Raw genomic sequence first — 11,811 nt, 5'->3', positions numbered from 1 at the left:
GGCTCGTCCGATCAAGCCGCCGAAACGATAGAAATTTACCAGTTCCGTTAAGTGCGTCGTTGGGCTGGTTCCCATACATACCCTTGATGGCCGGCCTTAATGAAGAGGCGCGACTCGACGCGCTGCACAAGCTCAATCTGCTCGATACCTCGCCGAGCGAGAGCTTCGATCGCATCACGCGGATGGCCAGTCAGATATTCGGTCTGCCCATCTCGGCCGTTTCCCTCACCGATAAAGACAGGCAGTGGTTCAAGTCCCGCGTGGGCGTGGATCACAATTCCATTCCACGGGAGAAGGCGCCCTGCGCGCGGGTGGCCGAAAGCACGGATGTCGTGCTTATCCCGGATCTGCTCGCAGACGATTTCTATAAAAGCAGTATCCTCGCGGGTCAGGGGGTGCGTTTCTATGCGGGAGCGCCGCTCGTCACACGTGACGGCTTTGGGCTGGGGGCATTGTGCGTGCTCGGCACCGAACCGAGAACAGCGACATCGGCCGAGATGACGGCGCTGAACGATCTGGCGCAGATGGTCATGTCGCAGATCGAGCTTCAGCACGCCTTCGGGCGGATCGATCCACTCAGCGGCCTGCCCAACCGCACGCAGTTCCTCGACGATCTCGAAGATCTCGGCAAGGACAATCCCGGCCGCCCGAGGCTGGCCGTGCTCCTCGATCTCGCCCCCTCCGAACAACTCAACAACGGCGTCCGCGTCATGGGTTCCGGCTATGTCGATGATATGGTGCGGGAGGCCACTCTCGCACTCAGGTCCATTCTCGGCCCGGGGCGCACTGCCTACCACGTCGCGGCGACACAGTTTGCCTTCCTCGCTTCGCGTGGTGCCGACGTGGATGTCGATGCCTATATGCCAGAGGTTGGCTCGATGCTGGAGCAGTTTCGCGCCACGTCGAACGCCCGCTTCGTGATCGCTGCGACCATTGGCGTCGCGCCCTTTGTCACGGGCGAGACTCCGCCGCGCGACGTTCTGCGAACGGCACATAGCGCGGCGCTGGATGCTCGGGCGACCGAGGCTGCGGTCAGCATCTACTCATCGTCGAACGATGGTGCTCACCGCCGACGTTTCGGGCTGCTCAACGATTTCGGGGCTGCGCTCGATCGGCCGGGGCAGCTGAGGCTGGTATTCCAGCCGCGGCTGGATCTCGCCACGCGCGCCTGTGTCGGCGCGGAGGCCCTGCTGCGTTGGTCGCATCCTGTGCTGGGCGAAGTGTCGCCGGGCGAGTTCATTCCGATCGTGGAACAGACGTCGCTCGCCGGCCCAACGACGGCCTGGGTGCTCGACACCGGCCTGGAACAGCTGGGCATCTGGTGCGCAGCAAACATGGGCATTCAGCTTTCGATCAACATCTGCGCCGCCAATCTCGATGAAAAGGATTTCGCACAGCGGGTTCAGCGCCATCTTCTCAAACACCGCGTTCCGCCCGCGATGCTGGAACTGGAAGTGACCGAGAGTGGCGTGATGGCCGATTCCGGCCAGGCGATCAGTCAACTCGCCACCCTCAAGGCGGCCGGGGTCCGCCTTGCGATCGATGATTTCGGCACTGGATATAGCAGCCTTGCCTATCTCCAGCGTCTACCCGCGCAGGTCGTGAAGATCGATCAGTCCTTCGTCCGCGGTCTCGCCAACGGCGAGCGGGAGCAAACTCTCGTGCGCTCGATGGTCTCCCTATCGCACGATCTGGGTTACCGCGTGGTCGCGGAGGGGATCGAAACGGCCGAAGCAGCGGAGATGCTGGCCGGAATGGGTTGCGACGAGGGCCAAGGCTACTTCTTCGCCCGCCCCATGGAACTGGCCGAGTTCGAGCAATGGTTTTGCCGTCAGGGCGTGCTGCAGCGGATGCCTGATCGAGTAGCCACTCGTTTGCTTTTATCAGAGGATAGGGCTGCCTATTGGACGGCATGGCCACATTGCGTGCGCACGCCGGAAAGCAGCCCGACCGCAACCACCCAACAGCAGCCGCTAAGTCCGTTCCCCATCGGACGACCGCTTTCGGGAGCGCCACGCGTTAAGCTGAACTTCTGACATTGGGCGCATTTGCTGCGAGTGGCACGGCTACGCGTCGAACGACAGCTTTAGCCATTTATCGCGTTGTACGGCGGTTCTCGCGCGAGCAAGTACTTGGCCAAGCGGCTTCTCGAAGTTACCGCCGTCCGGTAATCGACGCAGTCATAGTCGTTTTGAGGTTACACAATGAGGCGTGAAAGCCGGATGATCCTAGCGCTTCTCGCCTTTTTGCCTCCGGCGGCCATCGCGGCAGTTCCCCAAACCTCTACAGCGGTGATGCCCCCCTCTCCGCTTAAATTCCCGATCTATCTTTCGAAGTAGCCCGGCTCTCCCATTGCGATCAAATCCGATCTCACCCTCGTTGATGATTGCCTTGCCGTAACTAGCAAGGGCACGTCCTACACCATTGTATGGCCCGACAATTACCGGCTCGATGCTCAAGGGGGAGGCTCCGGCATCAGATCGATAAAGTGGCTGAAAGGGCCGAACGTGGCGTAGCAATCAACCTGCCGTCAGGAACAGTATCCCGTATTCTGGCCTCTGGTGCCGTCTTGCTGCTAAGGTGCCACCATGCTTAAACTAAAAAGAAGGCGGTTGGATCACCGCGCCGGGCAGGCTACGCGGCGCCTTGTCGAGATCGAGCGTTCGATAGCTAGCCTAAGCGACGACGACCTGCTCGACCTTGCCGACATCTTCCAAACCGAGCCCCGTGGACCGCTAGGAGAAGTCGCATGGACGGAAATGGGTCGGCGTAAACTCAGCCTTTGAGACGGCGATCTTTTGTTGCATTTTGGGTCAACGACGGGCCGCGTGACCTGCGATTGCTAAGTAGCTGCGCGCACGCGTTATCGCGTCGAGTTCGTCCCAACGGCGCAGGCAATCGCCGATGTTTCTCTTCCCAGGTTGGTGGATCCACTCGGCACAGGTAGTCGGGTCGGTGAACGGCAACCTGGCTCAGCAGTCCAAGATGCTGAGAGAGAGACTAACTGCTCGGTAGGCGGCAACCATTGCGACGGCAGCGCCGCCGGTCTAGCCATGGCCCATCAGAGTGGAAGCGCCATCTAACGCGCGTCGTCAAGCGCTTGTGCCCCCTCCAGCGCACCGATGAACGTCTCGCCCACTTGGCGGTGGCTTCTCCGCGAAGGCGCTTATGGGGTGAGCGTCTCCACCTGCGACATCTACTGACGTCGCGGCGCCACAGAGCGCCATTTTTCGCCGCCAATTGTCCGCAAGACGACACAAACCGCTTGTCCTTCGCCACGTAACCCCGAAGAAGGCCGCGGGGCCTGGACGATGGTGCAAGGGGGAATGGATGGGGTTGATGACGCGCGTGGCGACGATGGTCGCCATGATGGTGGGCGCTATCCTGACCGGCGGTGCGGCGGCATCTGACCCCGCGCCGGCAACGACGACCGTCTATCGCCACGCCACGGTTATCGACGGCACTGGCGCAGCGCCGGCGCGCGACATGGCGGTGATCGTCCGCGGCGACCGGATTGGGCAGGTTGCGCGCGACGCCGACATCGCCCGCGTGCTTCCGGCTGGTGCCACGATCGTCGACCTGCGAGGGCGTTATCTGCTCCCCGGGCTGATCGACAGCCACCAGCATGTGGCGACGCCGCCCAACCGCCGCCGGGCCGAGGCGCTGATGCGGCGCGATCTTTACAGCGGGATCACCGCAACGCGGATCATGGCGGATGATTTGCGGGCCGTCGCCGAACTGGCGCGCGCCGCTCATGTCGGCGAGATTGCATCGCCCGACCTCGTCTATGCCGCGCTGTTCGCGGGGCCCAGCTTCTTCGACGATCCGCGCGTGCTCGCTGTGAGCGCCGGGGTGAAGCCCGGTGAAGGCGCCTGGATGCAGGCGATTGACGACAACACCGATCTGCCGCTTGCCGTGGCGCGGGCGCGCGGTACCGGGGCGAGCGCGATCAAGGTCTATGCGAACCTTCCCGCGCCCCTGATCGCGCGCATCACCGCGGAGGCGCGCCGGCAGAAGATGCAGGTGTGGGCGCACGGCATGGTGTTCCCGACGCCCCCGGCCGACGTGATTGCCGCCGGGCCGGATGTTGTCTCGCACAGCTGTTACCTCGCTTATCAAGCGGTCCACCAGCGGCCGCAAAGCTATCAGCAGCGCGTTGCGATCGATCCGGCGCAATTCCTGGCCGCGCGAAACCCGGTCATGGCATCGCTGTTCGACGACATGCGCCGGCACGGCATGCTGCTCGATGCGACATTGCGGGTGTACCAGGAGGGCGAGGCGCGGGCGCGCGCCGGCGGGCCACCCGCCTATTGCTCGCTAGATCTAGCCGCCGCGCTGACGGCCCAGGCGCACCGCGCCGGGATCGAGATTGCCGCCGGCACCGATGGGGATACCGGGGCGCGCGCGCCCTACCCCGGCCTGTTCGACGAACTTGAGCTGTTGGTGCGTAAGGCCGGCTTCACGCCTGCGCAGGCGATCCGCTCGGCAACGCTGGTCGGCGCCAAATCGATGGGGCGCGACAGCGAGATGGGCACGATCGCGGCCGGCAAGCTCGCCAATCTCGTCGTCCTCGCGCGCGATCCACTGGCCGATATCGCCAACATGCGCAGCGTCGTGATGACCGTGAAGCGCGGCCGCGCCTATCCGCGCGAGGAATTTCGCGCCGTGACCGAAGAGGAACTCGCCCGTGATTGATCGCCGCACCTTGCTTGCCGGGATCGTCGCGAGCGGCGCGTCGAGCGCCGCGGCGCAGGTTGTGCCTGCAGCTGAAGGACCGGCACGCGACATGCTGATCGTCAATGCGCTCGGCGGCTTCAGCGATCCCAATGGGCCGCGCGGCAAAGGCGCAGTGCCGGTGGAGGATCGCGCGCTGTTGAGCGAGCGGGTCATCGATGATGCGCGCGCCTCGGACATGGGGGCGATCAACATCACGCTCGGCCATGTCGCTGGCGAGGGCGATCCCTTCGCCAAGACGGTGCGCGATATCGGGATCTGGGATCGTCGCATCCGTGGCCGGTCCGACGCGCTCGCCAAGATCTATACCGCGGCCGACATGGCGCGCGTCCGCGCGTCGGGGCGGATTGGCGTCATCTACGGCTTCCAAAATACGACGATGCTCGGGAGCGACGCGGCGCGGGTCGACACCTTCGCCGATCTTGGCGTGCGGGTGATCCAGCTCACCTACAATCCCGCGAACGCCGTCGGCAGCGGATCGATGGCGCCGGAAAATGGCGGCATCACCCCCTTCGGGCGCGAGGTGATCGCACGGCTCAACGCCAATCGTGTGATGGTGGATCTGTCGCACAGCGGGGAGCGCACCTGCCTCGAAGCGGCGCGGCTGTCGGCGCAGCCGATCTCGATCAACCACACCGGCTGCCGCGCGCTGACCGATATGCCGCGCAACAAGACCAATGAGGAGTTGCGGCTGGTCGCTTCGAAGGGCGGCTTCGTCGGCATCTATTTCATGCCGTTCCTCAATCCGTCGAGCGTCGCTAGCGCCGCCGACGTGGTCGCCCATATTGAACATGCGGTGAAGATCTGCGGTGAGGATCATGTCGGTATCGGCACCGATGGCGGAACGACCGGTGTGGACGACATGGCCGCCTATCGCGCCGCGATCCGGCAGGAGATCGCCGAGCGCAAGGCCGCCGGCATTTCTGCGCGCGGCGAGAACCCGGATACCTTGCCGTTCGTCGAGGATCTGAGCGGCCCGACGCAGTTCCAGCGCCTGATTGCCCTCCTGGAGCAGCGCGGCCACAAGGCGGCGCGGATCGAGAAGATCATGGGCGGTAATTTCCTGCGCTACGCCCGCGACGTGTGGGGCGCATGAGCCCGGAGCTCATCGCCTTCGTCAACCAGGCGCTGGTGCCGTGCGGCCTGGCGCTGATCATGTTCAGCATGGGGCTGACGCTGGCGCCGCGCGACTTCGCCGGCATCCTGCGCGGCGGGCGGGCGGTGGTTGCCGGCTTTGGCATCCACCTGCTGGTGCTGCCGCTGCTCGGCCTTGGGATTGGGCTTCTGTTCCGGCTGCCGCCGGAGCTGGCGCTTGGCCTCTTCATCGTCTCGATCTGCCCGGCTGGCACGACGTCCAACGCGCTGACGTTCGTCGGGCGCGGCAATGTCGCGCTCGCGGTGGTGCTGACGGTGATGACCAGCATCGTCACCGTCTTCACCATCCCGCTGCTGCTGCGCTGGGCCGTGCCCTGGTTCCTCGGTGGAACTGATGCTGTGGTGCCGCAGCTCGACGTGCTGGCGACGATGGCGCAGCTTGCGCGGATCACCTTGCTGCCGATCGCCGCCGGCATGATCGTCCGCCGCTTCGCTCCCGATGCCGCCGCTGGCATTGCGCGTCGGCTGCGACCCACCGCGATGATCGTGCTGGTCGCGGTGATCGGCTTTTCGGTCGCGGTCAGCTTCGAGATGGTGGTGGCGAACCTCGTCGCGGCAACGCCGGCCATCTACGCCCTCAATGTCAGCGCCATGGCCTGCGGACTTATCGCCGCAAGGCTGCTTCGTCTCGACACGCGCGACCGGATGACGCTGGCGATCGAGACGGGCGTGCAGAATGCGACGCTGGCGCTGTTCCTGACGCTCACCGTCGTCGGCAGCCTGCCGATGGCGGTGACGCAGAACATCTATGGCGTGGTGATGCTGCTCAATGCGACATTGCTGATCCGCCTGTTCCGCCGGCGGATCGCCAGGGAGGCAGACGCATGACGATCCGCATGATCACCGCCGACGAGGTGAGCCAACGGCTGACCTATGAGATCGCGATCCCGCTGGTGCGCGCGGCGATGGAGGCGCTCTCGGCGGGGCGGACGCGCCAGCTGCTGCGCGGCATCATCGATCTGGATGGCGAGAACGCGTTCGGCGTCATGCCGGGATCGCTCGACGGCGGCGCATTTGGGGCCAAGCTGGTCAGCGTCTTCCCGGGCAACGTCGCGCGCAGCGGCCTGTCGCACCAGGGACTGGTGATGATCTTCGATCCTGCCACCGGGGCGCCCCGCGCGGTGGTCGACGCGGGCGTGCTGACCGCGATCCGCACCGCCGCCGCCTCGGCTGCGGCCACCGAAGCGCTTGCCCGGCCTGACGCGGATCGGCTGGCGGTGCTAGGCACCGGCGAACAGGCCCGCCGGCACATCGAGGCGCTGCGCGCCGTCCGCAGCTTCAGCGAGGTGATCGTTTGGGGCCGCGACCGCGCGCGTGCCGAGCAGCTGGCGGCAGAGACGAACGCACGCGTCGCCGCCTCGGCGCGCGAAGCAGTCGCGGAAGCCGACGTCGTCTGCACCGTCACGGCGGCGAGCGACCCATTCCTGTTCGCCGCCGACGTGGCGCCGGGCACCCATATCAATGCCGTTGGATCGAGCCGCGCCGGCCCGGCGGAGATCGCGGGCGACCTCGTCGTGCGATCGCGCTTCTTCGCCGATCACCGCGCCGGCGTGCTGAGCCAGGGCGCCGAGTTTCTCAACGCCAAGGCCGCCGGGCTGGTCAGCGACGATCACGTGCTGGGCGAGATCGGCGAGGTTTTCGCCGGCACGCTGCCCGGCCGCGTCACCGCAACGGACGTGACGCTCTACAAGTCGCTCGGCAGCATCGTGCAGGATCTCGCCTGCGCCGCCTGGCTCGCCGCCGACTGACCCGCTCCGCTCTATCCACAATGGCGAGCGGGTGAGGCGAAGGCGACGGGAATTGATGTTGTCGTAGTTGACAGCGACCGTGCGGCGGGCGCCGTGCCCTTCGGGATGCTATCTGGACGAATGTCGCCTGGAGCGCACCGGGTCGGCTGTCAGTCGCACACGCTTAAGGGGAGCGCGCCGGGTTCTTTCAGGGCCGCGAAGCCTCGGGCCCTTTCTCCTCCGGAGCGGCTGCGTTCGGCTTGAGCTGCGGGTCTGCTGCCGCATCCGCCCCACTACCTCGAGCCTCACCGGTTCGTGGATCTATCGAGGCGCGGGCACCGGCCCCTTCTCCTGCCTCCGCAGGATCAGCGTTCACTGCTCCTGACGGATCGCTGTTTCGTAGCGCCGCCTCTCGCTCCTTTGAGTAAGATTGCCCGGATATGCCTTGATCGTGATCGAATGCATTTTTCGGCTCCCGCCGCTCCGGATCGACTTCCCGACGATGATCGCTGTTCATTTCGTTCCTTCCTGTACGCCACCGACCGCTCACGAGCATTGGTAAGAACCAAACCAACAAACCGTACGATCGGTCCAACTGGTTGCGCGACGCAGAGCAATTCGCATGAGCGACAAGTCGTTATGGTCAAATACCGGACAACTTATCCGCCGGGCGATGAAAGTTACGGAGGCGCTCGCGCCGCTGTTCCGACACATGGCCGAGGAGCTTTTCCGCCAAACTGACCGATAAGCCGACATGCTGCGCGGGTTCGTAGCGCAGGCCCGCTCGCGGGAGGGAGTGCCCGTGATCGAGAAGCCGCACCAGAGGATCATCGACGCCGTCCGAGCCGTCCTTCGCGGCGCGGCTTTCGACCGCGGTGCGGGTCTCATTCCTAAAGTGGACGCGCATTCATGAACGTTCTGGCCTCGGTTGGACTGTCGCTCAAACCAGGCCGCAGGTACGCTATCGGGCGTTTGCGCTTTTGCCCCTGATTGCAGCAATCAGCGACAAGGCGTTCCCGGTGGCCTCCGAAGCCGCCGTGTTGTCGAACACGCACCAGGGCGAGACACCTTTGGTACTGGCCTCGTGTATTTGTGCGGCATATCGGGCGATCGCCTCCTCGCCGTAAGGGGAGCGGTACATGGCGGGAGAACCATGGAGCCGCCAATATTGCACGCCGAGCCATCCTCCCGGCGAGCCCGCCGCAACGTTCAGCGCGGGATCGGCCGCCACCCTCGCGACGCGTAGCGCGCGGAGCACCTCGCCTGCATCGTTGTCGAACCAGCTTGCATGGCGCGGTTCACATACAACCTCGGTGTCGATCTTGCTTCGCAAGGTTTCGAAGAAGCGGGGCACCACTTCCCCATCGAAGGCAAGCTTGGGGGGCAACTGCACCAGCAGGACCGCTATCTTGCTGCCCAGGTGCCGAACTTCCTCGGCAAACTGGCCAATCGCTGCGTCAACATCGACCAGCTTGGCCTGATGCGTGATTGTTTTTGGTATTTTCACCGCAAAGCGGAAGTGTTCCGGAACGCTTTCCGCCCATTTTGCCCATGTCGATGGCCGGTGCGGGCGGTGAAAGGAGGAGTTTACTTCTACCGCGTCGAAGACGCGCGAGTAACGCTCCAGCGCCGTTCCGTAGGGAGGGAAGGCATCAGCGTCCTTGGGAGCGATGCTCCATCCTGCTGTTCCAATCCGCGCTCGCATCGGGAGCCAACGCAGAAGGACGCTATCGGATGCGGGTAGCCTCGACCGGCGAGCGTCCTGCCAACAAGTCCTCGGCGCTTGCGAGATCAGGCTGCGGGACCGTTCGGGCGAACCAGTGAGTGCCGCGCCGCGTGTCGCGGTTCACCGCGCACTGGAACCGAACGAATGTCATTGTACGAGGAAGCACATACATCTGAACGCTTGCAGCGTTGAGTGGTTTGGAAGCGGTGCAACCCACCTTCTTCTCGCCCGACCCTTACATCCTGATCCTGACGGGAGCAGGCTTGCTGATCGCGCTGGTCGCGTGGTTGCCGCTCGCGCTGAGACGGCTGCCGCTTTCGCTGCCGATCGTCTGCATCGGAATTGGAGCGGCTATTTTCTCGCTGCCAGCGGTAACACTCCGACCGCTGCCGCTTGATTTTCCTGACATCGCGGAGCGTTTCACCGAGTTCGTCGTCATCATCGCCCTGATGGGCGCTGGCCTGAAGCTCGACCGCCCGTTCAGCTGGCGCAAATGGGGCGTTACGTGGCGGCTGCTGGGGATCACCATGCCGCTGGGTATCCTGGCGATTACCGCGATGGGCGGATGGCTGCTTGGTCTTTCCTGGGTGGCCGCCCTTCTGCTCGCCGCCAGCCTGGCGCCGACCGATCCGGTCTTGGCCTCCGACGTTCAGGTCGGGCCTCCCAAGAGCGGCGAGGAAGATGAGGTTCGCTTCGGACTGACTTCCGAAGCCGGGCTGAACGATGGCTTTGCCTTTCCGTTCGTGCATCTTGCCATTGCCCTGGGCCTGTCAGCGACGACCGGCGAACCTTGGGCAAAGCAGTGGCTGCTCTACAATGTTCTATGGGAGATCGCTGCTGGCGTGATCGGTGGCTGGCTCATCGGTCGCTTGTTCGGCTGGCTCACCTTCCACGTGCCCGCTGACACGAAGCTCTCGAAGACGGGCGACGGCCTGATCGCCATTTCTGCCACGTTCGTGTCCTATGGGGTCACCGAACTGATCCACTGTTACGGCTTCCTCGCGGTGTTCGTCACCGCGTTGACGCTGCGCCGTTCCCACCGGGAGCATGAGTTCAACAGACAGATGCACGACATCACCGAGCAGGTGGAGCGGCTTGCCATGATGGTTCTTCTGCTGCTGTTCGGCGGCGCGCTCGTCAGCGGCTTGATGCGCCCGCTGCAGTGGATGGACGTGGCGGCGGCGGTGGCGATCCTGCTCATCATCCGACCGCTTGGGGGAATGATCGCGCTGGCCGGGTTCAAGGCCAGCACGTCGGAGAAGATGACGCTCGCCTTTTTCGGCATCCGCGGCGTCGGCTCGTTTTACTATCTCGCTTACGGGCTCAACCATATGGAGCTTGCTGGCGGGGAACGACTATGGGCAATCGTCGGCCTCGTCGCGCTGCTCTCTATTCTACTTCATGGTCTGACGGTCACACCCGTCATGCGCCGGCTCGACAGGACGCAGGGCAGGGATCCGGACGCCGCGGACGCGACTCCCCCGCCCGGCCTGCAAGGACCCGCCTCAGCGTAGTTGCCACTCAACAGCAGTACGCCTGCGGCACCGGCGGTGTTATGGGCTAGCCTCATTCGGGCCGGCTACCACAGCGCCCAATCACGCGGTCGACACGCAGGATGGGTCGGTCGTCTTCACCGCTGATCAGCCGCCCGTCGATCGCTAGGCAGGCACGTTCTTCCCATGCCTTCGCAATCGCTGCGAGCAGCGCCTCATCCCCGATCATCGGCGGTGGAGGCGTATCCCCATCCATATCGACATAAAGCATCGCCTCGCTGCTGGCATGCCCCTGCTCGTCAGGCACAAACACGCCGCGCCAGGGACAAGGCAGGCGTACACATTTGATCCCCGTATCCCCGACGTGGATCCGCATCGGTCGGGTATCATCCGCCGTTGCCACGGGTGGTTCGGTTAAGCCGGAAGGTAAGGCGGCGGTCTGTAACGACAGGAGGAGGATACTAGCGATTAGGGAGGCCATTGCTCTTCCTTGTCTCTCGTATTTCATCCTTCCGCGCCAGCATGTCGTCGCGCAGCGCGACCAGTCCGTCTCGTGTCTTGGCGAGCGGTCCTGGAAAGGCGCTTTTGGAAGTAATGTGATTGGCATGGGCCGCGTCCCAAGCGAGGGCGGCATCGATCTCCCGCACGACCCCGTCGATGTCCCCGAATGCATATTCGTTGATCGGGCGGCCGACCGATTCCGACAGGGCAGAAAACAAAATCCGCTCGTCTGCCGCGTTCGGCGGACCGGTCATCAGGTGGAAGCGGTAGCGTAATTGACCGATATAGAACCAGCGCACCGCTTCATCGGGACGCCCTGCGCGCATCAGTTTTGACGCTAGCACGTAGAGCGCAGCAGGGTGGGCGCTTTCGGCGCCAGCAATGATCTGTTCGGGCGTCTGCTGTTCCAGATCGCCTGGCGACGGCACCGCCTGCTTTTCGGGCATGCTTCCTCCCGTTTGCGTGCTGCCAATAG

10 protein-coding genes are annotated in these 11,811 nt (G+C 64.4%); 6 read left to right on the top strand and 4 right to left on the bottom strand.

Annotated features, from left to right (window positions below):
* The first annotated feature begins 86 nt into the window (after nucleotides 1-86).
* From K0S66_RS16565 to K0S66_RS16545, 5 genes are all read left to right on the top strand, one after another.
* The gene (locus K0S66_RS16565) at nucleotides 87-2,036 is read left to right on the top strand and encodes a sensor domain-containing phosphodiesterase (protein WP_301076579.1); all 1,950 of its coding nucleotides are present in this window, start codon (nucleotides 87-89) and stop codon (nucleotides 2,034-2,036) included.
* Between the two features lie 1,303 nt (nucleotides 2,037-3,339).
* Nucleotides 3,340-4,695, top strand: a complete 1,356-nt coding sequence (locus K0S66_RS16560) for an amidohydrolase family protein (RefSeq protein WP_301076578.1) — start codon at nucleotides 3,340-3,342, stop codon at nucleotides 4,693-4,695.
* Nucleotides 4,688-5,830, top strand: coding sequence for a membrane dipeptidase (locus tag K0S66_RS16555; RefSeq protein WP_301076577.1), 1,143 nt, complete (start codon nucleotides 4,688-4,690; stop codon nucleotides 5,828-5,830). The genes K0S66_RS16560 and K0S66_RS16555 overlap by 8 nt, the downstream gene beginning before the upstream one ends.
* The gene (locus tag K0S66_RS16550) at nucleotides 5,827-6,717 is read left to right on the top strand and encodes a bile acid:sodium symporter family protein (RefSeq protein WP_301076576.1); all 891 of its coding nucleotides are present in this window, start codon (nucleotides 5,827-5,829) and stop codon (nucleotides 6,715-6,717) included. The genes K0S66_RS16555 and K0S66_RS16550 overlap by 4 nt, the downstream gene beginning before the upstream one ends.
* Entirely contained in the window at nucleotides 6,714-7,637 is a 924-nt protein-coding gene (locus K0S66_RS16545) for an ornithine cyclodeaminase family protein (RefSeq protein WP_301076575.1), read from the top strand. The genes K0S66_RS16550 and K0S66_RS16545 overlap by 4 nt, the downstream gene beginning before the upstream one ends.
* Before the next feature lie 622 nt (nucleotides 7,638-8,259).
* Here the strand turns inward: K0S66_RS16545 and K0S66_RS16540 are convergent.
* Nucleotides 8,260-8,523, bottom strand: a complete 264-nt coding sequence (locus K0S66_RS16540; protein ID WP_301076574.1) for a hypothetical protein — start codon at nucleotides 8,521-8,523, stop codon at nucleotides 8,260-8,262.
* A gap of 54 nt (nucleotides 8,524-8,577) precedes the next feature.
* Nucleotides 8,578-9,321 carry a DUF72 domain-containing protein gene (locus K0S66_RS16535; RefSeq protein WP_301076573.1) on the bottom strand — a complete coding sequence of 248 codons (744 nt, stop codon included), beginning with the start codon at nucleotides 9,319-9,321 and terminating at the stop codon, nucleotides 8,578-8,580.
* 209 nt (nucleotides 9,322-9,530) lie between these two features.
* Here K0S66_RS16535 and K0S66_RS16530 point away from each other — a divergent pair, with 209 nt between their 5' ends.
* Entirely contained in the window at nucleotides 9,531-10,856 is a 1,326-nt protein-coding gene (locus K0S66_RS16530) for a cation:proton antiporter (RefSeq protein ID WP_301076572.1), read from the top strand.
* A gap of 52 nt (nucleotides 10,857-10,908) precedes the next feature.
* Here K0S66_RS16530 and K0S66_RS16525 read toward each other — a convergent pair whose 3' ends face one another.
* The gene (locus K0S66_RS16525) at nucleotides 10,909-11,142 is read right to left on the bottom strand and encodes a hypothetical protein (RefSeq protein WP_301076571.1); all 234 of its coding nucleotides are present in this window, start codon (nucleotides 11,140-11,142) and stop codon (nucleotides 10,909-10,911) included.
* A gap of 154 nt (nucleotides 11,143-11,296) precedes the next feature.
* Nucleotides 11,297-11,811: hypothetical protein (locus tag K0S66_RS16520; RefSeq protein WP_301076570.1), on the bottom strand; the 515-nt coding region annotated here is incomplete at its 5' end.

The organism is Sphingomonas sp. (assembly GCF_029239295.1).
Classification (GTDB): Bacteria; Pseudomonadota; Alphaproteobacteria; order Sphingomonadales; family Sphingomonadaceae; genus Sphingomonas.
Note: the sequence above shows the minus strand (reverse complement) of the source record. Positions and strands in the feature narration are given on the sequence as shown.